Source organism: Pseudodesulfovibrio indicus (assembly GCF_001563225.1).
GTDB classification, from domain to species: Bacteria; Desulfobacterota; Desulfovibrionia; order Desulfovibrionales; family Desulfovibrionaceae; genus Pseudodesulfovibrio; species Pseudodesulfovibrio indicus.
In genome coordinates this window covers 954,046-977,110 of sequence record NZ_CP014206.1, presented here as the reverse complement: position 1 = coordinate 977,110, position 23,065 = coordinate 954,046, and the positions used below count along the sequence as shown (strand labels likewise).

The following is a 23,065-nucleotide window of genomic DNA, read 5'->3' as shown; positions in this document are numbered from 1 at the left end:
GCAAGGCTTGGCAGGGTATGAAAGTCACTGTTTGAGGCTGCGCCTCAAAGGCGTTCCAGGGGAGGGCCTTCGGGCGGGACTGCCGGGTAGAGAGCCGCTATCGGAACGCCTACTGCATGGCAGGAAGAGTGAAAATGAAGGTGGAGCCTACGCCCACTTCGGACTCGACCCAGATGCGGCCGCCGTAGTGCTCGATGATCTCGCGGCAGATGGTCAGGCCGAGGCCGGTGCCCTTGGGCTTGTTGACCATGGTGTCGTCGGTGTGGGTCTGGTGGAATTTCTCGAAGATCTGGGACTGGTCCTCGGGGTGGATGCCGGTGCCGGTGTCCACCACCTCCACGCGAAGCTGGCCGAAGCGCGGGAAGGCGCGGATGGTGACGTGGCCCGACTCGGTGAACTTGGAGGCGTTGTTCAGCAGGTTGATGAGCACCTGCTGCATGCGGTCGCGGTCCGCGAAGATGGCCGGGAGGTTCGGCTCGACCTCGGTCAGCAGCTCCAGGGAGGTCTGGGCGAACATGCCGGACACGGAGTTGGCGGCCACCTCGATGACCTCGTTCATGTCCAGCTTCTCGTCGCGCCAGCCCATGGAGCCGGACTCGATCTTGTTCAGGTCCAGCACGTCGTTGATCAGCCGGGTCAGCCGTTCGCCCTCGTGGCTGATGATGGCCAGGTTCTCGCGGATGCGCTTGCCCTTGCGCGCCAGGCTGCTGTCCGGGCTGACCAGGGGCAGGAAGTTGCGCGTGAACTCCTTGTTCAGCAATTTGGCGAAGCCGAGGATGGAGGTCAGCGGGGTGCGCAGCTCGTGGGAGACCGAGGAGAGGAAGGCGGACTTCATCTCGTCAAGCTCGCGCAGCCGCTGGTTGGCCTCTTCCAGTTCGCGGGCCTTGTTGACCAGGTCCTCGGTGCGCTCGCGCACCAGCTGCTCCAGGTGGCGGTTGAGGTCGGCCAGGTCCTGCTCCGCCTTCTTGCGGTCGGTGATGTCCTCCAGGATGCCCTCGACGAACACGAAGTTGCCGTCGTCGCCGTAGATGGCGCGGGCGTTGAGGGACCCCCAGATGGTCTTGCCGTCGCGCCGGTAGTACTCGGCCTCGAACCGCTTGACCTCGCCCTTCTCCCGCACCAGGTCCGTGAATCCCTTCATGTTCTCCGGGTTGACCATAATCCGGGAGTTGAGGGAACGGACGTTGGACAGGAACTCGTCCAGGGAGTCGTAGCCGAAGATGCGGGCCATGGCCGGGTTGGCGCGGCGCAGCACGCCGTCCGGGGTGGCCTGGAAGATGCCCTCGATGGCGTTCTCGAAGATACCGCGGTATTTCTCCTCCGCTTCCTGGAGGGTCTTGTTCATGGTCTGGAGCTTGTTCTCGCGGCCCTCGATCTCGATGGACATGCGCCGGAACCGCTTGGCGATCTCCTGCAGCTCGGCATGGTAGACCTCGCCGAAGTCGTAGGAGAAGTCGCCCTTGGCCACGCGGGCGATGCCCGACTGGAGGACCATGAGCGGCTTGTTCAGGAAGACGCGCAGGAGCAGGCCGGTGATGGCCAGGATAACGGAGATGGCCACGACGATGATGATGATCGAGACGAACATCTGCTCGTCGAGCCGCTTCTTCTCCTTGGCCAGGGTGAAGTCGATCTCGGCCCGGCCGATGGTCCGGCCCTCGAAGACGATGGAGCGTATTTTGCTGAAATCGGCGGGCGCGCCGGAGAATTTTTCGTGGGCGAAGACGACCTCGTTGCGCGAGCCGTAGATGCGGATGCCCTGGACCATGTCGTCATGGGTGTAGACCGAGCCGATGAGCCGGGCGTTGTCGTAATCGAGGTTCCAGATGGGCACGGCCAGGATCTCGGCCACGGAGGTGATGGTGTCCTCGCCCTTCTCCTCGGCGCTCTTCCACATGTCCTGGGATTGCTGCCAATAGATGTAGCCGCCCATGGCGGTGGCGATGATCATGACGATGACGACGAGACTGAGCGTCAAATCCCTGGAAATGGATCTGCTGGTCAGGAGAGGCCTGGTTCTCTTGGGTTGGTCTGCTCGCATCGTCTATCCGGGCAAAGGGGGCTGAACAAAACTCCACGCCATTAGGGAGTCATCCTTACACCACTCGGGAAATCCTGTCATCAGGGTTATAACTTGTACTTTTCCATGATCCGATCAAGGGTTCCGTCGTCCCGGAGGCGCTGCAACGCCCCCTTCAGGCGGTCCGCCACGTCGGGGTCCAGGGAGTCGGAGACGATGAAGTGCAGGGACAGGCTGTCCAACGGCAGCATCCTGCCCAGGACGCTGCGGTCAAGGCCCAGCCCCTTGGCGGCCAGGACAAGGGGGTTGACCGGCCCGACGACCGCGTCCACGCGCCTGACCATGAGCAGCTTGAGACTCATGTCGTAATTTCGCGTCGGGATCGGCACGATTTTCAGCTCCCTGGCCCTGGTTTCGAACTGGCCGCCCCGGACCACCGCCACGGGCTTTCCCTCCAGGTCGCGGAGATCGCGCAGCGGCGTCTCCGCCCTGGCCCAGGCCGCGAACTCGATGCCCCGCACTTCGCCGAGAATCCGGGCCTTGCCGCCCAACGCCCCGTCCGGGACCAGGACGGACAGGTCCACGTCCCCGGACTGGAAATCGTCCAGCACCCGGGGCAGCGGCCTGACGGTGGTGACCGTCTCCAGACCGGCCTCGCGGGCCAGCTCTTCGGCGATATCAACGCAATACCCGACGGGTTTGCCGTTCTCCATGTCGCCGCAACGCACCAGCTCTGGAATGGCCACGCGCAACGTCTCCGCCCGGACCGCGAGGGGCCACAGGAGCTGCGCGGCTATGAGCAAGACGAATAAAGACAAAAACTTGAATCGGAACATCACGTATCTCGTTTAGGGAGTATTTCACATTGAGCCTATAATGCAACGGTTCCGATTGCAATGCGCAGCCACCGCCCGAAAACGAAATACCCTTGCCAGCCAGGGGTTCCTCCCGTAATGCTCACCCCAGCCGCCATGCGCATATTTTTCGCCCCCCTCCTTGTCCTGGCCCTGGCCTGCCCGATCCTCGGCTCCGGCCCGGCCCAGGCCCATCCCCACGTCTACGTGGACGTGTCCCTGACCTTCCGTCTCGACGAAAAGGGACTCTCCTCGGTACACCAGAACTGGCTGTTCGACGAGATCTTCACCCGCGCCATCCTCTCGGACCTGGGACTGTCGCCCGAAGCCCTGGCCACCCCGGAGGGGCAGAAGGCGGTGCGCGAGGGCGCGTTCCAGTACCTGGCCAACTACGGCTATTTCACCCTGATCGAGGCCGGGGGCAAGCGCGTGCCGGTGACCGTGGACAACTTCCGGGCGTCCCTGTCCGGCGAGCGGTTCGTCTACGACTTCGACGTCCCCCTGAACCTGCCCCCGGAGCGGCTGGAGAAATTCCGCATGGCCGTGTTCGACCGCGAATACTACACGGATATGATCTACGCCGAGAACGGCATCCGCTTCGACGTCAAGGGCGGGGTCAAGGTCAGCCACTCCATGCTGCCCGCCAAGGACCAGACCTACTGGCGCTACATCGTGCCTGACGCCGTGCACCTGGTGGTCTCGGGCGCGGCCGGTCCCGCGCCGCAGATCGTGACTGCGCCGCCCTCGGAAGCGCCCGGCCCGCTGACCCGGCTCATGGGACTGGTGCGCTCGGCCCAGAAGGAGCTGACCACCCGGCTCAACGCGTTCGGCACCGACCTGCGCGACAACCCGCTCGGCCCGGCCCTGTGGATGTTCCTGGGGCTGTCCTTCGTCTACGGCGTGATCCACGCGGTGGGACCGGGGCACGGCAAGGCCGTGGTCTGCTCCTATTTCCTGGCCAACCCCGGCTCCCTGGCCAGCGGCGCGCTCATGGGCAACGCCATCACCTTCGTGCACATGGGGTCCGCTGCCGCCGCCGTGGGCGTGGCCTACCTGATCTTCTCCTCGGGCATGGGCGGATTCGCCGCCGCCAGCCGCGCCCTCCAGCCCGCCAGCTACGGGCTGCTCGCGCTCATGGGGCTGGTCCTGGTGATCAAGGCCGTGCGCGATCTGCTCAAGGGCGGCATGCTCGCGCCCGGCTGCGAACATACGGACGGCAACGGGGGCGACCTCCGGTCCATCCTGGCCGTGTCCTTCGTCACCGGCCTGATCCCCTGTCCGGGCGCGGCGGTCATCCTGGCCTTTTCCATCGGCCTGAACATCTTCTGGACCGGGGTCATGGCGCTCATCGTCATGGCCGCGGGCATGGGGCTGACCACCACCCTGTTCGCCTGGTTCGCGGTCACGGCCCGATCCGCCGCCCTGAAGCTCTCCGGCCGCAACCGGCGGTTGTTCAACGTGGTCTACGCGGGGCTGTCCATCTGCGGCGCGGCCGCCATCTGCCTGTTCGGCACCGCCCTGCTCGTGTCCAGCCTGACCGCCTGATCCCGCCCGGCGACCCAACGCCACCCCCCTGAACGACCCGGCCCGCGTCCCCAGCGCCCAGGCCCGCGGCTCCACGCCATCTCCCCGGAACCTCCGGCATCCTTGACGCGCGCCTTTGTCCCGCCCGGCGCACCGATCGTTTTCCGCCCCTTTTCCTCGGCGATTTTTTTAGAAATATTTAATTGACAAGTTTTTTCGCTTTTAGATAAAAAAGATTCACTTCGCTTTCAAAACTGAAAAACGCGAGACAAAGAAGCATGAAGAACGCATTGGATTCACAGGACAGGCGGCTGGTGGCCGAGCTCACCCGCGACGGGCAGCTGTCGCCGGGCAAGATCGGGTCGGTCACGGGAGTGACCGCGCCCACCGTGCGCACCCGGCTGAAGAACCTGATGCAGGCCGGCGCGCTCAAGGTGGCAGGGTTGGTGAACCCCATGCGGGTCAAGGGGCTGACCGTGGCCCTGGTGGGCATCAGCCTGATGAGCCATGAGCAGCTCGGCGAGAAGCTGGACCAGATCGGCGCGTTGCCGAGGGTGAACTGGTGCGCGGTGGTCACCGGGCGCTACGACATCATCGTGGAGATCGTCTGCCAGGAAGGCATGGACGACCTCTACGCGTTCCTGGACCAGGACCTGTCCAAGCTGGGCGGCATCACCGCCTCCGAATCGTTCGTCGTCATGAAATCCCGGCGCAAGTGGCTGCTGTTGCCCGACGCCGTGTTGGACACCTTCACCAAATAACCTAAGCCGCCGGAGAGGGCGGAGAGTATTTCAAAGGAGCATGAGATGATTATCGGTATCCCCAAAGAGATCAAGACGCTGGAAAACCGCGTTTCCATGACCCCCGGTGCGGTCGAATCCCTGGTTCGCAAGGGCAACGAGGTGCTGGTCGAGACCGGTGCCGGTCTGGGCAGCGGCCTGACCGACGAAGAGTACGTCGCCGCCGGCGCCAAGATGGTCTCCGCCGATGACGCGTGGGCCGCCGAGATGGTCATCAAGGTCAAGGAGCCGCTCAAGAGCGAATTCAAGTACCTGCGCAACGACCTGATCCTGTTCACCTACCTGCACCTGGCCGCCGCCGAGGACCTGACCCACGCCCTGCTGGAGTCCGGCACCACCGGCATCGCCTACGAGACCGTCAAGTCCGCGGACGGCACCTTGCCCCTGCTGACCCCCATGTCCGAGGTCGCGGGCCGCATGGCCACCCAGGTGGGCGCGCACTACCTGGAGAAGACTCAGGGCGGCCGCGGCATCCTGCTGGGCGGCGTGCCCGGCGTGTATCCCGCCGAAGTCCTGGTCCTGGGCGGCGGCGTGGTCGGCACCAACGCGGCCCGCATCGCCATGGGCATGGGCGCGCGCGTGACCATCCTCGATCTTTCCCACCAGCGCCTCCAGTACCTGGACGACGTGTTCCAGGGCCGCATCACCACCATGATGTCCACCGAGCCGAACATCCGCCAGATGGTGCAGCGCGCCGACCTGGTCATCGGCGCGGTCCTGCTGCCCGGCGCCAAGACCCCGAACCTCATCACCCGCGACATGCTGCCGATGATGAAGGAAGGCTCCGTCATCGTCGACGTGGCCGTGGACCAGGGCGGCTGCGTCGAGACCATCAAGGCCACCACCCACGACAACCCGACCTACGTCATCGACGGCGTGGTCCACTACGGCGTGGCCAACATGCCCGGCGCGGTGCCCCGCACCTCCACCTTCGCCCTGGTCAACCAGACCGCTCCCTACGCCCTGCGCCTGGCCGCCGGCCTCGCCTCGCCCCGCCTCCCCGGACCGCTCCCTACGCCCTGCGCCTGGCCGCCAAGGGCGTGGACGCCCTCAAGGACGACGCGGGCCTGGCGCTCGGCCTGAACACCTGGAACGGCAAGCTGACCTGCCCCGCCGTCGGTGCCGCCCTGAACCTCGATTCCCTGACCCCCGAAGAAGCCCTGGCCCAGATGTAGCCTCCGCTTCATAAGCGATCCCGAAGGCCCCGATCGAAAAATCGGGGCCTTTTTCTTTCCCCGGTCCTGACCGGCCCGTGCTATGCTCGGCCCCACGCAACGACAAAGGAGACCACATGGCCAAAGACATCCTCTTCACCCTGGCGGCGGGCTTCACCCGCGACCTGCAAGGCCCCCTCTACTGCCCGGAATGCGCGATCACCGAGGGCCTGCTCCACTACCATCCCGAACTCCGCGAAAGGCTCGACGTCCGAACCATCGACTTCAAGCGCCCGCGCCCCGAAATAGTGGCCCTGCTCGGCGAAACCAACCAGGACTGCCCCTGCCTCATCGTTGCCGAGCCGGCCAAGGCCGACGGCCTCCCGGTCTCGACCTTTGAGGACAAGACCTTCATCAACGACCACAAGGCGATCATCGAATACCTGGCGAGGAACTACGGAACATCCCGCCCGGCCCATGATTAGCGTGGGGTGATCTTTCGGGAAGCGGCTTTCGACAGCGGATTTGGACGTTGCGGTCTTTCCGCAACGCCCCAAAGGGGTGATCAAAGCCTCGTGCCAGCGCGAGGGCGAGAGCCGCTGTCGGATGGCTGCTCCATCCGAATCGCTCCATGGGGGCCAAAACGTACTCCGTGCCCGCCCTCCCCTGGAACGCCTTTGAGGCGCAGCCTCAAACAGTGGCTCTCCCGCACCCAAGGCCCGCCCAACGTTCCTCTTCTGGGGCGTCTTTGGGGCGCAGCCCCAAACAGCGGCTTTCATACCCCGCCAAGCCTTACGAAGGCCCCTCTTCCTTCGCACGCAGTTTCGTCAGGCAGCACGGAGCGAGCCCTGTTCCGGACGCCTAGAAGCCGACCGCGAAGGGGCGGCGGCTCCGCTCCCGTGGCCCGGAGGCATCCCTTAAAAGGGACGTTCCCGTGGAGGCACGAACTATACTTTTGATCGGATGGAGCCGTCCCGAGCGGATCGGATTCTTGGTGTCCAAACTCGGGCGGTGGTCCCCCCCCAGGGCGTTCTTTGGTTCTTTCTTTCGCCCTGAAAAGAAAGAACCCCGCCGGGAGGGCATGGAAGCCGAGGCGGCGCAGCCGCCTCACTGGCTCTCGCGCCTCAGCGCGCATCCCACAAAAAAGCCGCCCTCAAGGCGGCCTTCCTCATCTCTTCAACTCTTCTACTCTTAATTCACCAATACTTGGTGCACCCTACTGGTGCACCAACAACTTCTGCCCCGGATGAATCGTCGCCCGCGTGGTCAACTTGTTCAACCGACACAACTGATGCAGCGTCATGTCGTGCCGCCGCGCGATCTCGGTCAGCGAATCCCCGGACTTCACCACATAGGTTTCCGGCTTGAGCGTCTCCCGGTACTTGGCCATGAGCGGCTGGTACTTCGCGGTGAACTCCTCGGCCGCGCCTTCGGGCAGAAACACGGTGTGCTGTCCGGACGGCACGGCCTCGCCCAGGAACTGCGGGTTCAGGTCGCGGATGTCCTTGTAATAGGTCCCGGCGGCCTTGGCCACCAGGGTCAACGGCGTGGGGTACTTGCCCCTGAGCTTGACCCGGTCGAACTTCACGGGCCGGTAGAAGTCCTCGGGGTGCAGGTCGAACCCGTACCGCGCCGGGTCGGTCAGGATGAGCTTGGCCGCGATGGCGCGCAGCACGTACCGCTCGGTCTCGTCGGGCAGGTGCAGGTGGTAGTAGTCCGCCACCTCCTGCATCTCCACCTGCCGGGCCAGCCCCTGCTCGCCCATGTTGTAGGCGGCGCAGGCCAGGGTCCAGGAGTCGAACTGGTCGTGCAGGGCGCGGAGGTACTCGGCGGCGGCGCGGGTGGCAAAATAGAAGTTGCGCCGCTCGTCGATGAGTCCGTCCACGGTCAGGCCGTAGTTTCGGCCCGTTGACGGGATGAACTGCCAGATGCCGCGCGCACCCCGGCTGGACCCGGCCAACGGCTTGAGGGCGGACTCGATGACCGCCACGTACTTGAGGTCGTCGGGCATGGACGCGCCCCGGAGCACGGTCTCGATATGCGGGAAGTACCGCCCGGTGCGCTTGAGCCAGAGGATGACCTGGGCGCGGTCCCAGAGCATGAGCAGGAGTTCCTTTTCCAGCCGCTCGCGCACCTCGGGCAGGTGCAGGGGAACGAATTCGCCGCAGAAGTTGAGCGGCCCCTTGATGCGGATGGCGGACTCCAGCGACGGGAACGCGGCGGTGCGCATGGGCGCGAGCATCTCCGGCGACTCGGCGCGGGCCGGGCCGGGAACGGCCAGGACGAGGCAGAAGAGCCAGAGCCCGGCCAGGAGCGGGAGGAGGGTGCGCCGATGCGCCATGCGTATTCCCCATGGCCGCCGGGGCGGCGGCCTTACAGCTTGGATTTCAGGACGATGTCCGTGATCGGACCGCGCGACCGGTCCCCCTTGAGAACCATGTGCGCATAGTTCTTGTACCCCTTCAGCTTGCGCACTGTCCAGTTAAGCCCGTTGTTGGACTCGTTGAGGTACGGGTTGTCCACCTGCCGGGTGTCGCCCAGGCAGATGCACTTGACCCCCTCGCCCATGCGGGTGAGCAGGGCGCGGGTCTCGCCGCGCGACAGGTTCTGCATCTCGTCCACGATGACCACCGCGTTCTCGATGTTCATGCCGCGCAGGAAGGCCACGGGCTGGACCTCGAACTTCTTGGGGTTGAACTTGAACGAATCGGACTGCGGGTCGAACCAGATGCGGTTGCAGGGCCGGATGTCGTGGAGCTTGATGAGCAGGTCCTGGATGTACTTGATGTACGGCAGCATCTTCTCTTCGATGTCGCCGGGCAGGTAGCCCATCTTGGCCCCGATCTCCACCACGGGCTTGACCAGGTATATCTTGCGGTAGGGATTGTCCTTGCGCTCCAGCATCAGGTACAGGGCGGCGGCCAGGGACAGGAAGGTCTTGCCGTAGCCCGCCTCGGACTGGATGGAGACCAGGTCGATGCCCTCGCAGAGCATCAGCTCCAGGGCCAGGTTCTGGTACACGCTGCGCGGCTTCACGCCCCATATCTCGTGGGTGTAGCCCACTTCCTTGGGCCCTTCGGGGCCGTGGAAGACGGGCACGCCGTTCTCCCAGCGGAAACAGTTGCGCACCAGCTCGTCGCCGTCCTCCACGAACCCGGTGTAGCGCTGGGACTCGGACCGGAACGGGTCGGAGTCGCGGTATTCCTCGCTGGGAATGCCGTAGCACTTGGCCTTGATCTGCAGGATGCGGTCGTTGGTGATCAGCGTCGCCTCTTCCGGCCCCACGTGCAGGATCTCCTTCAGGATGCGGTCGTCCATCAGGGTGTCGGTCAGGGTGGCCGCGAAATCGGGCGGGAAGATGTTGACGTCGGGGTCTTCGAGGATGGCGCGCACCGCCTGGGCCACGATGTGGCCGATGCGCGGGTCTTTCTTCAGGCCGTCCAGCTCGTCGAGGACGGTATAGGGAATGTAGATCTGGTTTTCCACCCCGTTGCGCAGGGCGACGATGCATTTGGGGTTTTCAATGAGGACGTTGGTGTCGAGGACAAAGTGCTTCTGGGCCATAATCCCCCGTCCGGTGGTTGGTAGTTGATTCCTGGGCTTTTCACGTCAAGGTACCCGTGTCCGGGAATCAGCGAATCAATTTCATTTGCGCCTCCGCTATGGTTCTACCAGTTGTCCGAAGCATGACCAGTTTTCACGAAAAAGTCTAGATGCAAAATATCCGCTGGCCCCGTGCGGGTCATGTCGAACGGGTGACGATCCGGCGCGGGAGTGCGTCGCGGGAGGGCGGGACCGGGTCGGAACCGGGCCGGGGGTTGCGCCCGGACGGGGCGCGGAGTACATCTGGCGGCCACAAGGAGGAGCCATGCCGCTCATCAAGCTGACCATGCGCTCGGGCCGCACCGCGGGCCAGAAGCGCCGGATCATGGACGGGGTGCACGCTGCCCTGGTGGACGCGCTGCGCATCCCGGAGAACGACCGTTTTCAGTTCGTCAACGAGATCCCGGAGGGCAACTGGGACTGCCCGGAGCGGCCCGACCGCGTGCTGGTGGAGATCAAGCTCTTTGCCGGGCGTTCCCTTGAGGCCAAGCGCGCCCTGTACGCAGCCGTGACCGCCAACCTGGAGGCGTGCGGCGTGGACCCGCTGGACGTGTTCGTGGTCCTGTCCGACGAGCCCCTGGAAAACTGGGGGATTCGAGGAGGCCAAGCAGCCTGCGACCTCGACCTGGGGTTCAAGGTAAACGTCTAGCCCGCTTTTTCTCCCCGGCCCGACCCTTTCCGCCCGATGCGGCGAACCTCCCGGAAACCTTTGGGATACGCCCTTCCCGGCCCGTTTCCCCGCGGAACGGTGGCATCCCATCCATCTGCAATTACATCACAATATTAATATTGGAAATATGTTCCCCGCCCCTAAGCATTCGGGGGCGGCGTCCGATAAGAGAAGCAACCGCGGTCGTCCGGTGCGTTCGGACGAAGCAAGGAAACCATCCGCGGGTTGCGGGAGAGCCCGGTCGCAGGGACGCGGCCGGAGGCTGTCGCAGCGGATGAGGGGAGACCTCCGGGAAGGACGTGAGACATCCTTCCCACTGACTTCAATAACCCAGGGAGGGGTTAATGAAGGGTTATGACGATAGCCGCGTCCTGGATGCGGCGGACAGGGAAACCGATTGCGTGATCGACGGTTTCGACGACGTGGAGACGGGCCGCCGCCACCGCGATACGCCGGACGAACGGGCGCGCAAGATCGCCCGGCTCAAGGCGGAGGTCGATTCCGGCCGCTACGAGCCGGACGTCATGGACATCGCCAGGCTGCTCACGTCGGCCATGGACCCCACGTTGTAGGGGCGCCCGAAAAAAGGCGGGGGCGGGATTGACATCCCGCCCCCGCCTTTTTTGCGGGCTTGCGTCGGCTTGGGATGGCGGGCCTCGGTCCGTGCGGCAACGTGGGAGGCCTTCGTGCGGGCGGCATGCGCTGCGCTCGCCGCCCTTGGGGTCGGGGGAGGAGCAGAAAGAGGTTGGAGCGAAGCGGGGCGGTTGACCGATGGGGGGTTATCGGCTCATATTCCCGGAGGTTTTATCCGTTCAACGAAACCCAAGGATCGTGCATGGCAACCGAAAACCGGCGCATGGATTGGACCAGGCTGCTCGACGCCACGCGCTACGGGCGCGAGAGCGAGAGCACCGACATCCGCAGCCCCTTTCAGCGGGACATAGACCGCATCCTGTTCAGCGACCACTTCCGGCGGCTGGCGCGCAAGACCCAGGTCCATCCGCTCAACGAGAACGACCACATCCACTCCCGGCTGACCCACAGCCTGGAGGTGGCCTCGGTGGGCAAGAGCCTGGGCGAGCTCATCGGGTATTTCCTGGAGGACCGGAAGGAGCTGCCCCCCGGTCTGTCGCCCAAGGACGTGGGCGAGGCCGTCCAGGCCGCCTGCCTGGCCCACGACATCGGCAACCCGCCCTTCGGACACAGCGGCGAGGAGGCGATCAAGGAGTGGTTCAAGGCCCACGCCGAGGAATACAAGCTCCTGCCCGCCGAATGCTTGACCGACTTCACCCGGTTCGACGGCAACGCCATGTCCGTGCGCATCCTGGTCAACACGGGGTTCGTCCAGACCGGCATCAGCCCGACCTACGCCGTGCTCGGGGCCGTCCTCAAATACCCCTGGTCCTCCTACGACGCCCCCAAGGGCAAGGATAAATTCAGTTTTTTCCAGACCGAGGCCGAAGCCATGGACAAGGTGGCCGACGCCCTCGGGCTCATCCCCATGGACCGGCGGTGGTCCCGCCCGCCCCTGGCCTACCTGACCGAAGCCGCCGACGACATCTGCTACCGGATCATCGACATCGAGGACGCGACGGAGATGGGCATTCTGGACGAGATGTTCATGCTGGACAGCTTTGCCGAACCGCTGGAACTGGAAACCGGCCCTGGGCAGGCGCACGAATGGCTGTTGAGCGCCCATTTCCGCCAGCGCAACAGCTATCTGCGGGCAAAACTCATCAACAAGGCGACCAGGGACGCCGCGGAACTGTTCCAGACCCACTACGAGGCCATCATGACCGGCTCCTTCGACCTGGACTCCAGCCTGATGGAACAATCCACCGGCATCTGCGGCCGCATCCGGGCCGTGTACGGGACCATCAAGGAGCGGCTCTTCCACTCCCGGCGCAAGGCCACCCTGGAGCTGGGCGCGCAAAACGGACTCTTCCGGCTCCTGGACCAGACCATGGCCGACGTGGACCGGTACTGCCAGCCCAAGACCGGGCTCTCCTCCACCAACCGGAAAATCCGCTCCATTATCGGCCCCTCGGTCATCGACGCCATCGTCGCCGACGAGAACCGCTGCCAATACCGGATCATCATGGCCATCGTGGACTACATCTCCGGCATGACCGACCATTACGCCACGGACCTGTGCCGGAAGTTCCTGGGGCTGGGCTACTAGCGTTTTCAAACGGCGGGCGGCCGGTCCGGGAGATTCCCGGACCGGCCGCCGCCTTGTCGTACCCATCCCTTCCCTCGGACCGGGTGGACAGGACCGGCGGACTAGCCGCCGAACCAACCTGGTGCAAGAACGTTGAGGGCCTTGGTGTAGTGGACCCGCAGGTCCTCGAGCTTCGTACCGATGCGCTTTTCCTGGGCACCGAGGCTCGTCGGGCAGACGGCCTCCATATCCTTGGCGATGGCCTCGATCTCCTTGACCAGAGACTTGATCAGGATGATCTCGTCAGCCACGTCGCCGCTCTTGTCCGACGCCAGGACATCGTAAAGCCGCGCTTTCCAGCTGTTGAGTTCCATCTCCAGCCCCTTGCAGTAGTGGGCGACCGCCTCCGCCTTGCCCGCGTCCGTCGGGCAGCCGTCGATACCCATGCAGCTGGGGCAGGGACCCGGGTAATCCATGTTGGGCATGTGTGCGCTCCTTTGAATAGAGGTTGAACGGTTTCCTTCCCCATAGCACGCCCGTCGGGGTGCGGATGTTATTATTTGCGGCGGCCCCGGTCGTTCCCGAAATGAAAAAAGGGGACCCGGCGCATGGCCGGGTCCCCGTGATGTCCTCTAATCGCGGACGGGCTATTTTTCGCTCGCCACGTACCAGCCGCTCGACTTGGTCAGCAGGTCCTGGACCCGGCCCACCAGGGCGTGGGGATCGGTCAGGTAGCCTTCCAGCAGCAGGGCGGACTCGTAGAGCTGGTTGGCGGCCTGCTCGATGAACGGGTCGTTCTCGTCGCGCTCCAGGATGGTCAGCATGTTGCGCACCAGCGGGTGGTCCGGGTTGACCTCCAGGATCTTCTTGGGGATGGAGGAATCCTTGCTCATGACGCGCATGATCTTGTCCATGGACGAGGTCACGTTGCCGTCCGGGTTGGCCAGGCAGACCGGGGAGCGGGACAGGCGGGCCGAGGCCTTGACCTCGGTCACGGCGTCGCCCAGCGCGTCCTTCATGCGGGCCAGCAGCTTGTCGAGCACCGGCTTCTCGGTGTCGGACAGCGGCTCGGGCTTGTCCTCGGCTTCCAGGGACTCGAACTTGTCGAGCTTGGCCGGGTCCGCGTGCTCGGCGGAGACCAGGGACCATCCGTCGAACTCGCTCAGGGCGTCCATGACGAACTCGTCGATGGGCTCGAAGAGGTACAGGACCTCGACGCCCTTGCGACGGAAGACCTCCAGGTGCGGGGAGAGGTTCAGGGCCTCGCGGCTGGGGCCGTAGGCATAGTAGATCTCCTTCTGGTCCTCCTTGGCGCGGGTGATGTAGTCCGCGAAGGAGGTCAGCCCCTTCTCGTCCTCCAGGCCCGAGGAGTGGAACCGGACCAGGCCGGCGAACTTGTCCTTGTTCAGGAAGTCCATGTAGCCCGCCTTGAACAGCTCGCCGTGGGCGCGCCAGAAATCAGCGTAGCGGTCCGCGTCGTCCTTGGCCATCTTGGCCAGGTGGTCGAGCACCTGCTTGACCAGGGTGGAGCTGATCTTGCGCATCAGGATGTTGTCCTGGAGCGTCTCGCGGGAGATGTTCAGGGGCAGGTCCTCGGTGTCCACCACGCCCTTGACGAAGCCCAGGTACTCGGGAAGCAGGTCCTTGTTCTGCTTCTCGATGAGCACCCGGCGCACGTACAGGTCCAGCCCGCGGTTCTCGCGGCCCATGCCGAACGGATCGTCGCCGTGCTTGGGAATGAACATCAGCGCGTTGAACTGCACGGGCGCGTCCACCGAGGTGTGCAGGGTGTCGAAGGGATCGTCCGGATCAAAGGTCAGGAACTTGTAGAATTCGGCGTACTGCTCCGAGGTGATCTGGAACTTTGGCTCGCGCCACAGGGCCTGGATGGTGTTCACCCGCTCGTCGCCGACATAGATCGGGAAATTGATGAAGTTCGAGTGCTTGTTGACGATGTGCTTGAGGTGCGCCGCATTGGTGAACTGGGAGGCCAGGTCCTCCTTGAGGCGCACGACGATCTTCGTACCGCGCGGCAGGTCTTCGTCCAGCTCCTGAAGCTTGTAGTCGGTGCGCCCGTCCGAGGTCCAGACCACGGGCTTGGCGTCCGGCTCGATGGACCGGGTGGTCACCTCGACCTCGTCGGCCACCATGTAGACCGAGTAGAAGCCCACGCCGAAACGGCCGATGAGCGCATCCAGGGACTCCTTGCCCTCCCCGGCCAGCCGGGTCAGCTCGGCGGTGCCGGAATGGGCGATGGTGCCGATGTTCCGCATCAGCTCGTCGCGGGTCATGCCCACGCCGGTGTCGGTGATGGTCAGGGTCCCCGCGTCCGCGTCGCAGGCGATGCGGATCTCCGGGGCCACGGTATCCTCCGCGCCCTCGGCCTGGCCCTTGAAACGGGCCTTCTCCAGGGCGTCGGACGCGTTGGAGATCAGCTCGCGGAGAAAAATCTCCTTGTTGGTGTACAGCGAATGCACCAGGATATCGAGCAGTTGGCTGACTTCAGCCTTGAACTTGTGGGTGGTTTTCTTGCCCATGAAACGTACCTCCGTATCTTGGATATGCGCGCCCGCCGGACACGCGGGTCGGCGCATCCGGCGGGACTGGTTCGCAGAGAGAGCATGTTCGGGAATGGCGTCCCGGGAACAGGGTCTAAGTAGATACGGATTTTATCTTGTCAAGAAGGTACTTTTCCATTTCCCGCCGGTCCTTGCGCAGACGGACCATCTCCGCTTCCATGACCGCCAGCTTTTCCTTGAGTTCGCGGTTCTCGGCCTTGAGGGCTTCGGTCTCCACCATGGCCTCGGAGATGCGGGCGGCGGCGTCCTCCAGCCCCTTGCGGACCTCGGACACGTCCGGGGAGCCGAGGTTCTCCGCGTCGAGCACCGATCGGATGCCCTCGCCCACGGACTTGGCGATCTCCAGGCCGATGGCGGCGGCCATCTTCATGACCGGCTCCATGGACCCGGCGGAGACGGCCACGCCGGACTCGGACGGAACGGCGGCGGGCATGGTGTCGGCCTGCAGGGGGTACTCCTGGGAGAGCTGGTCCATGACGTCCCGGGCGGTGTGCCCCTCCTTGAGGAGCCGGGAGATGGTGGAGAAAATCTCGATGGCCTCGGGCTTGAACCGTTTCTGGCGGCCCCTGCCCACGCTGGGCAGATGCTGGGCGAACCGGTTCTTCCAGTAGTGCACCGTGGACTCGGGCAGCTCCAGTTCGCGGGCGATCTCGGCCACGGAAAGTACCTTCTTGCCAGTCATGTCAAACTCCCTTTCGCTTGCTTGCAGACCTTGTTGTTTTTCATTGGAGTACGCTAAATTCACTTTTCCGACAAGGAAAAACAGTTTGCATCATGCTCAATTCATGGAGCTTTTTGGAAACAACAACCAACAGCAAACTGTTGTGGTTGATATTCTTGAATTTTTCTAGACTTTTAGTAGAGGCTTTCCGTTAACGGCTCGGGGTTTGCGCTCCGGCGCGGATGGCCGTATGGTCGCCGGGTCGCAGAAACGGGACTTGAAGGAAACACCATGACAAGACTGCTCACTTCCAAATACGTCTATCTCGCGCTCAGGCTGATCATCGGCCTGCTGTTCGTCTACGCGGGCGCGCTCAAGCTCTCCAACCCGGAGGGGTTCGCGGTGACCATCAACATCTACGGGCTGACCACCTGGCGCATGTCGGGCGTGCTGTCTTACGTCATCCCGACGGTGGAGATCCTGGCCGGGCTGGGGCTGGCCCTGGACGTCAAGGGCGGGCTTGCGCTCGTTGTGGCACAGTTGTTGGGGTTCATGGCGGTGCTGCTCTACGCCCTGCATCTCGGCCTGGACGCCGACTGCGGCTGCTTCGGCACCCCGAAGAACACGGACAACGCCCCCACCGGCCCGCTGGTCGCCTTCCTGCGCGACGCGGCCATGCTTGCGGGCTGCGCCCTGATCCACCTGCAACGCCGCTACGCCGGTTTCCGCCCCCGCTCCCTGACCCGGCTGTTCCGCTCCACGGACTGACCCCAACAATCTCCCACCCCACCCCAATGTTCCCCCCGGGGACGTTCGGGGCAATGAGGAAGGAGCACGGACCACCAAAACGACAGGGCCGCCCATTGGGCGGCCCTGTCGTTTTGGTCGGTTGCGTTTCGCCGGGCTACTGGACGAGCTGCCAGCTGCCGTCCGGCTGGCGGTACGCCTTGGCGTAGACGGTCTGGGTGGACCCGTCGGCCATGCGCGCGTTGACGGTCACGTCGCGCTCCACCCGGCCGTCGTGCATCCTGCGCGCCGGTTCGGGGACGGCCTGGTATTGGGTGCGGGTGTCGGGATTGACCCACTGGGAGGCGTGGCCCGAGGGCGTGGTCTCCAGGGTGTTGGAGATGCGACCCCGGTCGTAGGAATCGTACTTGTCCATCTCGTTGCCCGCGATGTAGCCCACGAGCATGCCCGCGCCAGCGCCGATGGCCGCGCCGGAAATCTTGTTCTTGAAGGTCAGCGCGCCCAGGGTCGCGCCCGCCAGTGTCCCCAGCGTGGCCGCGTTCTGCGCCTGGGTGGTCTGGCAACCCGCCAGCAGGGAAATCATCAGCACCAAACTCACTGCGCTTTTCACGATGGTCTTCGTCATGGGATTATCCTCCTTCAGCCTGTCGGCCCGTTCACTGCTCAGGCCGCACGGCCTTGCTCACTTACCCAGTCAAAGCATACCCCGTGCCACAGGGTTTATGGCTGAATTCATTAATTTTCTCACCGCCCACTCCCTCAGCCTGCGCACCCCCGGTGCACACCGAACGCAATTTTCGTCCACCGCCCCCCCTGGAGCACCTTTGGGGCGTCAGCCCCAAACAGCGGCTTTCATACCCCGCCATGCCTTACAAAGGCCCCTCTTCCTTCGCCCTTCGTCCCGTCAAGCAGCACGCAGTGAGCCCTGTTCCGGACGCCTAGAAGCCGACCGCGAAGGGGCGGCGGCTCCGCTCCCGTGACCCGGAGGTGTTCCATAAAAGGGGCGTTCCCGTGGAGACTGTCCCTATACTTTTGATCAGATGGAGCCGGAAGGCTTCGCAGAGTGGGGCGGCTGTGCATTTTTCGAGGGGGGATTTGACCGCAGCGTAGCAATACTACGTGAGGATCAAATTCCCCCTTGAAAAATGTGCAGATGGCCCGCTATGCGAAGCCGCACCGAGCGGATCGGATTCTCAGCGGCGAAACTTCGGGCGGGGGTGCCCCCCCAGGGCGTTTCTTTCGTTCTTTCTTTCTCCCTGAAAAGAAAGAACCCCGCCGGGAGGGCTCCAAAAAAACATGGAGGAGCGACAGCGACGGCTCTCCCTCCTCCCTAAAATGCGCTCACCCGCAAAGACTCTCTTCAATAAAAGCCGGGGCGCAGCCCCTACACCACAAACTCCTCCAACATATCGGGCATTCCCCCGGGCCGGGCGCAGACATACGCCGCCACCCGGGCGGCGAACCCATTGATCTCATCCAGGGACCGCCCCGCCAGATAGCCCACCACCAGCGCGGCAGTGAACGAATCCCCGGCCCCGATGGTGTCCGCGACCGCGACCTTCCTGCCCGGCAGGTCCGACTCCCCGTCCGGGGACAGGATCAGGCTCCCCGCTCCGCGTGAGCGCCGAGAGAGGAGGTCCCGAGGCCCGGCAGGTCCGACTCCCCGTCCGGGGACAGGATCAGGCTCCCCGCTCCACCCCGCGTGAGCACCGCCAACCGCAGGGAGTGGCGCTCCATGAGCGCGCGCAGCGCCCCGCGCTCGTCCGACGGCAGCCCGAACAGGCTTGATACCGTGCGCAGCTCGTCGTCGTTGATCTTGAGCACGTCGGCCAGGTCCAGGGAACCGGCGATGATCTCCGGGGTGTAGAAGTCCTGGCGCAGGTTGATGTCGTAGACCTTGAGCGCATGCTGGGCTCGGGCCAGGAAATGGCGGATGGTCTCGCGGGAGACCGGGGACCGCTGGGCCAGGGTGCCGAAGCAGACCGCGTCCGCCCGGGCCGCCAGGGCCAGACCGATCTCGTCCGGGACCAGGAAATCCCAGGCCACGTCGTCCGGGAACACGTAGGTGGCCACGCCGCTTTCGTCCACGCGGGCGTCCACCGTGCCGGTGGCATGGTCCGGGTCCACGGAAACGGCGTCGATGTTCAGCCCCTTTCGCACCAGCAGGGACAGGGCTTCGCGTCCCAGGTCGTCGTCGCCCACGCGGGACACGGGCACGCCCGCGCCGCCCAGGGCGTTGACGTGGTAGGCGAAATTGGCGGGCGCGCCGCCCAGCATGCGGCCGCTCGGCAGCACATCCCAGAGGATCTCCCCCAGCCCCACGGCGAGTACCGGACGCATGGCCTAGCCCGCCCTCTGCACGATGGCCTTGAGCCGCGCCCGCGCTCGCTCGCCCAGTGGGGAGTCCGCGGCCGCGGCCTGTTCCAGGAACTCGATCATCCCGGCCAGGGCGGTCTCCATGTACGGATGGTCCGGGCCGAGAGAATACTCGTAGGCCGAGAAACCGCGCTCGAAATGGTCGAACGCCTCCGCTTCGCGGCGGGCCGAGGCAAGGAACAGGGCCAGGTTGCACTCGGCCTGGGCGGTCTCCGGGTGGTCATTGCCGTAGAGCCGCTCGCGGATGGCCAGGCTCTTGCGGAAATGGTCCTCGGCTCCGGCACCGTCGCCCACCCCGTCCAGGAGCAGGGCCACCACGTTGTGGCCCGACGCGGTGTCCGGGTGCAGCTCGCCGTACAGGGAACCGTTCAGCTCCAGGCTTTGCAGGGCCGCGCCCAACGCCTCGCGGGTTCGGCCCGCGCCCTCCAGGACCAGGGCGAGGTTGTTCAGGCAGGAGGCCGTGGCCGGATGGCGCTCGGCTCCGGCACCGCGCAGCAGTGCCAGGCAGTCGCGCAGGGTCCTCTCGGCCTCGTCGTTGCGCCCGGCGGCTTGCAGGACCATGGCCAGGGAGTTGAGAATCGGGGCCGAGGCCGGGTTGTTCTCGGTGAAGATTTCGCGTTGCAGGGCCAGGCAGTCGCGGAAGGCGGTCTCGGCGCGCGCCAGGTCGCCCGCGGCCCAGTAGACCGTGCCCAGCCCTTCGAGGTCGGCGGTGATGTCCGGGTGGCGTTCGCCCTTGGCCCGAATGTCCGCGTCCAGGGCCGCCTCCAGGAGGACGGCCCCCTCTTGGTGGCGCTGCTGGAAATGGAGGGAGAACCCGGCCTGGTGCAGCACGCGGTTGGCGGCGGCGGTGACCACGCCCGGATCAACGGCCAGATCGCGACAGGCCAGTATGTGGGGCATGAGCCACTCGACCATGGGCCAGTGCTGCGGATCGGCGTCGGGCAGCACGAGGTTCAGGGCGTAGACCGCGCGCCCGCCCCACTCCAATGCCTGCTCCGGGGTCAGGGAACCGCGCAGTGTTTCGCGCACGCCTGGGGCCAGGATGAAGACCTGGTTGTCGGCGTCGGCCAGGGCCAGCCCGCGCTCGATGATCGGGTCCATGATAGCCGTGGCCGCGAAAAAGGCGGCCGCCGGGTTGATCAGGGCCGGATTGTGCGGCGTGCCGTCAACGGACAGGGCAAAGTCGTAGGGCAGGGAGGCGTCGGCCAGCATGGCGGCCATGAACAGGGTTTCGGCCCCGCCGGGGGCCTCCTGCTCCACCTCCCGGACCAGGGCCAGGATCTCTTCCGGGGTGCGGGTCTCGCTCGTATCCGTCACAGGGACTCCTTGGTTGTCGAACAGGACCTGACTATCCGTTTTGCCTCGGGAATTCAAGGAAGGGCGCGAAAAGGGCCGTCCTTGACAGACGGCCCGGCAAAATCCGCGAATGTTCGCATGTCGATTCGACAACGCTGCACGGCTCACCCGGCGAGGAAGCCAACCCAATTCTCCGCGTCTTCCATGGAGCGGAATATTTCGATTCTCCATGGAGACATTTTCATGGCCGATTCATATTGCTGTGCCACCTCAAGGGCGGCTGCCGAGTCGGCAACGACGGCGACCATCAGATGCGCGTTGTGGAGGGAAGCGGCCTCATCCATGGACGCGGCCTCCTCCATGGCTTCCGGGGACGCCTCGAACCGTTCGACCCTGGTTATGTCGACAATCTGATAGCTCAAGTCGTCAAACCGCCGATCTCCATAGATATCGAGGTTGGCCTGTATGACATCCTCGTTGGTGAGCAGGCCATGGAATGTCCAGACCACGCCCGCGGCTCGCCAGGTAATCGTGTACGCCATCGTATTACGCTCCTTCCAGGTTAACTGGGATTTAAACCGGCTGGTTAGTCTGCGTAAAGTATTAATCGGGAGGGTCCGTTCCGATCGCCCGCAGCGGCATGACGCATGACCGTTCGGGAGTCCCGCGCGGACACGGACTCGAATCGCGACCCCGGCGATTAACAGTCATTGCCCCGTGATTCCGGGCGAAAACATGCATTCGGTCTTTGACCCGCACGGGATCATGGGGACACCATAGCCAAAAAAGGGGCGCTGCCCGGATATCCGGACAGCGCCCCGCGTTCCGCTTGGGGATTCGGCCTACCGCTTCACCGAGATGAGGGTGTTCAGCATCGTGTCGGCGGTGGTGATGACCTTGGTGTTGGCCTGGTAGCCGCGCTGGGTGACGATCATGTTGGAGAATTCATCGGCCATGTCCACGTTGGACGACTCCAGGGAATTCTGGTTGATGGTTCCCCGGCCACGGTCCCCGGCCACGCCCTCGATGGCCCCGCCCGAAGCCTCGGTGGCCACGAAATTGGTATGCCCGTCCCGGGACAGCCCCCAGGGGCTGTTGAACTTGTAGACGCCCACCTGGTACAGCTCCTCGGTCTGGCCGTTGGAGAAATGGCCGCTGAGGATGCCCTCCTCGTCCACGCTGAGGTAGTTGAGATAGCCCCAGGTGTAGCCGTCCTGGTTGTAGTAGCCGGTGAAGGACGGCTGGGCGAAACTGGTCGTCACCCGCGCGTCGCGGTCCATGTCGGCCATTTCGGGCAGGAGGTCGGCGTCGGTGCCCAGGGTGGCCGCCGATCCGGTGCCGTGGCTGCGCCAGGACGAGCTCTGGGAGTTGACCCCGAAGTCGTATCCGATGGTGCTCACCTCGCCCGTGGACTGTCCGTCGGCGCCGAAGGTGAAGTTGAACTGCGGCAGCCCCTCCTCGTCAAAGGTGGCCGGGACCCATGATGCCAGATCCTTGGGGTCGCCGGAGGCGGACGGATCCAGGCTGAAGGCGGACTGGTTGACCAGCGCGCCGCGCGAGTTGAAGGTCAGGACGCCCATACCGGCGAGCCCCGCGCCCGAAGTCCCGTAGGCCGCCGAGCCGTCGGCGTCGCCGGGCATGGCGATGACGTATTCCCAATAGCTGTAGCCGGGTACGGCGTTGGACAGGGTGTCGGGGTTGACCGGATCGTAATAGACGGTCATCTCGTAGCTGTTGCCCTCGGCGTCGAACACGTCCATGGCGGTGGAGTACTGGGGTTCCGTGTCGCCGAACGGCGTGGCCGCGTTGCTCTGGGAGCCGTTGTACGCCTCGAGCATGGAGAAAAACGGGTTGTCGGTGCTGGAGAAGACCTCCGTGGCCGAATGGTCGAGGTTGGCGACCACTTCCACCGAGTTGGTGGCCACCGGCTCGGACCGGACCACGCGGGCCGTCTCGCCGTCGACGATCACGTCTTCGTAGGGCAGCCGGATGTCGGACACGGCGGTGTCCCACTGGCCGGTCTCCTGGTCGTAGGCGTAACCCTGGAGCCGGAAGCCCGCCGCGTCCACGAGATAGGCATCGTTGTTGAAACGGAAGGACCCCGCGCGGGTGTAATGCGTCGCGCCCGTGCCCCCCATGGAGGGATCGCTGACCCCGAAAAATCCTTCGCCGGAAAGGGCCAGGTCGGTGACCGCGTTGGTGTTCTCCAGCGACCCCTCGTTGAAGGAGGGCCGGATGGTCGATACCCCGACGCCCTTGCCGATCTGGCTGGTGCGGAACACGCCCGAATCGTATTGGGCGCCGCCCGACCCCATCTGCTGGCTGATCAGATCGCCGAAGAGCAACTCCGAGCGCCGATAGCCGATGGTGTTGACGTTGGCCAGGTTGTTGGCCAGCACCTGCATGCCTTGACTGTGGGCGATCACGCCGGTGGCCCCCACGTACATACTTCCAAAACTCATACTTCCTCCGATCCGGCCTGGCCGGACTAGCGGGAACCCGCCGGGAGACCCATTCCCGGCAAATAATTCCCGACTCCTTCTCGGAGAAAGATTAAGCAAGGTGTGTGCCGTTTATAAAACTCAATATTTTTAACGGGTCGCAAAGGAAAAATTAGGGA

At 64.6% G+C, this 23,065-nt stretch carries 20 protein-coding genes and 1 pseudogene; 8 read left to right on the top strand and 13 right to left on the bottom strand.

The window, feature by feature from the left end:
• Positions 1-109: 109 nt before the first annotated feature.
• A complete protein-coding gene (locus tag AWY79_RS04500) occupies positions 110-1,978 on the bottom strand; it encodes a sensor histidine kinase (RefSeq protein ID WP_233491001.1) in 1,869 nt (622 codons plus the stop codon).
• Positions 1,979-2,127: 149 nt separating this feature from the next.
• On the bottom strand, positions 2,128-2,856 hold the full coding sequence (locus AWY79_RS04495) for a substrate-binding periplasmic protein (protein WP_066800880.1): 729 nt from the start codon (positions 2,854-2,856) through the stop codon (positions 2,128-2,130).
• Between the two features lie 117 nt (positions 2,857-2,973).
• Here AWY79_RS04495 and AWY79_RS04490 point away from each other — a divergent pair, with 117 nt between their 5' ends.
• From AWY79_RS04490 to AWY79_RS04475, 4 genes and pseudogenes are all read left to right on the top strand, one after another.
• Positions 2,974-4,419 carry a HoxN/HupN/NixA family nickel/cobalt transporter gene (locus tag AWY79_RS04490; RefSeq protein ID WP_233491000.1) on the top strand — a complete coding sequence of 482 codons (1,446 nt, stop codon included), beginning with the start codon at positions 2,974-2,976 and terminating at the stop codon, positions 4,417-4,419.
• 257 nt (positions 4,420-4,676) lie between these two features.
• On the top strand, positions 4,677-5,159 hold the full coding sequence (locus AWY79_RS04485) for an Lrp/AsnC family transcriptional regulator (RefSeq protein WP_066800878.1): 483 nt from the start codon (positions 4,677-4,679) through the stop codon (positions 5,157-5,159).
• A gap of 45 nt (positions 5,160-5,204) precedes the next feature.
• Positions 5,205-6,373 (top strand): annotated as a pseudogene (gene ald / locus AWY79_RS04480) (alanine dehydrogenase).
• Between the two features lie 116 nt (positions 6,374-6,489).
• Positions 6,490-6,837: a DUF3088 family protein gene (locus AWY79_RS04475; RefSeq protein ID WP_066800876.1), complete on the top strand. Its 348-nt coding sequence runs from the start codon at positions 6,490-6,492 to the stop codon at positions 6,835-6,837.
• Between the two features lie 731 nt (positions 6,838-7,568).
• Here AWY79_RS04475 and AWY79_RS04470 read toward each other — a convergent pair.
• Entirely contained in the window at positions 7,569-8,693 is a 1,125-nt protein-coding gene (locus AWY79_RS04470; protein ID WP_066800874.1) for a lytic transglycosylase domain-containing protein, read from the bottom strand.
• Positions 8,694-8,725: 32 nt separating this feature from the next.
• The gene (locus AWY79_RS04465) at positions 8,726-9,916 is read right to left on the bottom strand and encodes a PhoH family protein (RefSeq protein ID WP_066800872.1); all 1,191 of its coding nucleotides are present in this window, start codon (positions 9,914-9,916) and stop codon (positions 8,726-8,728) included.
• A 304-nt stretch (positions 9,917-10,220) separates the two neighbouring features.
• Here AWY79_RS04465 and AWY79_RS04460 point away from each other — a divergent pair, with 304 nt between their 5' ends.
• The 3 genes from AWY79_RS04460 to dgt all read left to right on the top strand — a co-directional run bounded on the left by AWY79_RS04460 (position 10,221) and on the right by dgt (position 12,807).
• Complete coding sequence (locus AWY79_RS04460) at positions 10,221-10,604, top strand: tautomerase family protein (RefSeq protein ID WP_066800870.1); 384 nt, start codon at positions 10,221-10,223, stop codon at positions 10,602-10,604.
• Between the two features lie 365 nt (positions 10,605-10,969).
• Entirely contained in the window at positions 10,970-11,197 is a 228-nt protein-coding gene (locus AWY79_RS04455; RefSeq protein WP_066800868.1) for a flagellar biosynthesis anti-sigma factor FlgM, read from the top strand.
• A 263-nt stretch (positions 11,198-11,460) separates the two neighbouring features.
• A complete protein-coding gene (gene dgt / locus AWY79_RS04450; protein WP_158509857.1) occupies positions 11,461-12,807 on the top strand; it encodes a dGTP triphosphohydrolase in 1,347 nt (448 codons plus the stop codon).
• Between the two features lie 101 nt (positions 12,808-12,908).
• On the opposite strand, the gene AWY79_RS04445 is transcribed toward dgt, so the two are convergent.
• The 3 genes from AWY79_RS04445 to AWY79_RS04435 form a co-directional block, all read right to left on the bottom strand.
• On the bottom strand, positions 12,909-13,271 hold the full coding sequence (locus AWY79_RS04445; protein ID WP_066800866.1) for a hypothetical protein: 363 nt from the start codon (positions 13,269-13,271) through the stop codon (positions 12,909-12,911).
• Positions 13,272-13,433: 162 nt separating this feature from the next.
• Complete coding sequence (gene htpG / locus AWY79_RS04440; protein WP_066800863.1) at positions 13,434-15,323, bottom strand: molecular chaperone HtpG; 1,890 nt, start codon at positions 15,321-15,323, stop codon at positions 13,434-13,436.
• A gap of 115 nt (positions 15,324-15,438) precedes the next feature.
• Complete coding sequence (locus AWY79_RS04435; RefSeq protein WP_066800860.1) at positions 15,439-16,047, bottom strand: MerR family transcriptional regulator; 609 nt, start codon at positions 16,045-16,047, stop codon at positions 15,439-15,441.
• 270 nt (positions 16,048-16,317) lie between these two features.
• Here AWY79_RS04435 and AWY79_RS04430 point away from each other — a divergent pair, with 270 nt between their 5' ends.
• Positions 16,318-16,794 (top strand): DoxX family protein, encoded by a 477-nt coding sequence (locus AWY79_RS04430; protein WP_066800857.1) that lies wholly within the window; start codon positions 16,318-16,320, stop codon positions 16,792-16,794.
• A 136-nt stretch (positions 16,795-16,930) separates the two neighbouring features.
• On the opposite strand, the gene AWY79_RS04425 is transcribed toward AWY79_RS04430, so the two are convergent.
• The 6 genes from AWY79_RS04425 to AWY79_RS04405 all read right to left on the bottom strand — a co-directional run bounded on the left by AWY79_RS04425 (position 16,931) and on the right by AWY79_RS04405 (position 22,907).
• On the bottom strand, positions 16,931-17,398 hold the full coding sequence (locus AWY79_RS04425; RefSeq protein WP_066800854.1) for a glycine zipper domain-containing protein: 468 nt from the start codon (positions 17,396-17,398) through the stop codon (positions 16,931-16,933).
• A 759-nt stretch (positions 17,399-18,157) separates the two neighbouring features.
• Positions 18,158-18,346 (bottom strand): PfkB family carbohydrate kinase, encoded by a 189-nt coding sequence (locus AWY79_RS19500; RefSeq protein WP_250636890.1) that lies wholly within the window; start codon positions 18,344-18,346, stop codon positions 18,158-18,160.
• A gap of 26 nt (positions 18,347-18,372) precedes the next feature.
• The gene (locus tag AWY79_RS04420; RefSeq protein ID WP_250636888.1) at positions 18,373-19,113 is read right to left on the bottom strand and encodes a PfkB family carbohydrate kinase; all 741 of its coding nucleotides are present in this window, start codon (positions 19,111-19,113) and stop codon (positions 18,373-18,375) included.
• A 3-nt stretch (positions 19,114-19,116) separates the two neighbouring features.
• Positions 19,117-20,466 carry a tetratricopeptide repeat protein gene (locus AWY79_RS04415; RefSeq protein WP_066800847.1) on the bottom strand — a complete coding sequence of 450 codons (1,350 nt, stop codon included), beginning with the start codon at positions 20,464-20,466 and terminating at the stop codon, positions 19,117-19,119.
• A gap of 143 nt (positions 20,467-20,609) precedes the next feature.
• Positions 20,610-20,987: a hypothetical protein gene (locus AWY79_RS04410; protein ID WP_066800845.1), complete on the bottom strand. Its 378-nt coding sequence runs from the start codon at positions 20,985-20,987 to the stop codon at positions 20,610-20,612.
• Positions 20,988-21,287: 300 nt separating this feature from the next.
• Positions 21,288-22,907 (bottom strand): flagellar hook protein FlgE, encoded by a 1,620-nt coding sequence (locus tag AWY79_RS04405; protein ID WP_066800842.1) that lies wholly within the window; start codon positions 22,905-22,907, stop codon positions 21,288-21,290.
• Positions 22,908-23,065: the final 158 nt, after the last annotated feature.

Bases quoted from the DNA above. Each gene is read 5' to 3' on its own strand.
- AWY79_RS04495 (WP_066800880.1), bottom strand. From the start codon at position 2,856: ATGTTCCGATTCAAGTTTTTGTCTTTATTCGTCTTGCTCATAGCCGCG.
- AWY79_RS04490 (WP_233491000.1), top strand. From the start codon at position 2,974: ATGCTCACCCCAGCCGCCATGCGCATATTTTTCGCCCCCCTCCTTGTC.
- AWY79_RS04485 (WP_066800878.1), top strand. From the start codon at position 4,677: ATGAAGAACGCATTGGATTCACAGGACAGGCGGCTGGTGGCCGAGCTC.
- AWY79_RS04475 (WP_066800876.1), top strand. From the start codon at position 6,490: ATGGCCAAAGACATCCTCTTCACCCTGGCGGCGGGCTTCACCCGCGAC.
- AWY79_RS04470 (WP_066800874.1), bottom strand. From the start codon at position 8,693: ATGGCGCATCGGCGCACCCTCCTCCCGCTCCTGGCCGGGCTCTGGCTC.
- AWY79_RS04465 (WP_066800872.1), bottom strand. From the start codon at position 9,916: ATGGCCCAGAAGCACTTTGTCCTCGACACCAACGTCCTCATTGAAAAC.
- AWY79_RS04460 (WP_066800870.1), top strand. From the start codon at position 10,221: ATGCCGCTCATCAAGCTGACCATGCGCTCGGGCCGCACCGCGGGCCAG.
- AWY79_RS04455 (WP_066800868.1), top strand. From the start codon at position 10,970: ATGAAGGGTTATGACGATAGCCGCGTCCTGGATGCGGCGGACAGGGAA.
- dgt (WP_158509857.1), top strand. From the start codon at position 11,461: ATGGCAACCGAAAACCGGCGCATGGATTGGACCAGGCTGCTCGACGCC.
- AWY79_RS04445 (WP_066800866.1), bottom strand. From the start codon at position 13,271: ATGCCCAACATGGATTACCCGGGTCCCTGCCCCAGCTGCATGGGTATC.
- htpG (WP_066800863.1), bottom strand. From the start codon at position 15,323: ATGGGCAAGAAAACCACCCACAAGTTCAAGGCTGAAGTCAGCCAACTG.
- AWY79_RS04435 (WP_066800860.1), bottom strand. From the start codon at position 16,047: ATGACTGGCAAGAAGGTACTTTCCGTGGCCGAGATCGCCCGCGAACTG.
- AWY79_RS04430 (WP_066800857.1), top strand. From the start codon at position 16,318: ATGACAAGACTGCTCACTTCCAAATACGTCTATCTCGCGCTCAGGCTG.
- AWY79_RS04425 (WP_066800854.1), bottom strand. From the start codon at position 17,398: ATGACGAAGACCATCGTGAAAAGCGCAGTGAGTTTGGTGCTGATGATT.
- AWY79_RS04420 (WP_250636888.1), bottom strand. From the start codon at position 19,113: ATGCGTCCGGTACTCGCCGTGGGGCTGGGGGAGATCCTCTGGGATGTG.
- AWY79_RS04410 (WP_066800845.1), bottom strand. From the start codon at position 20,987: ATGGCGTACACGATTACCTGGCGAGCCGCGGGCGTGGTCTGGACATTC.
- AWY79_RS04405 (WP_066800842.1), bottom strand. From the start codon at position 22,907: ATGAGTTTTGGAAGTATGTACGTGGGGGCCACCGGCGTGATCGCCCAC.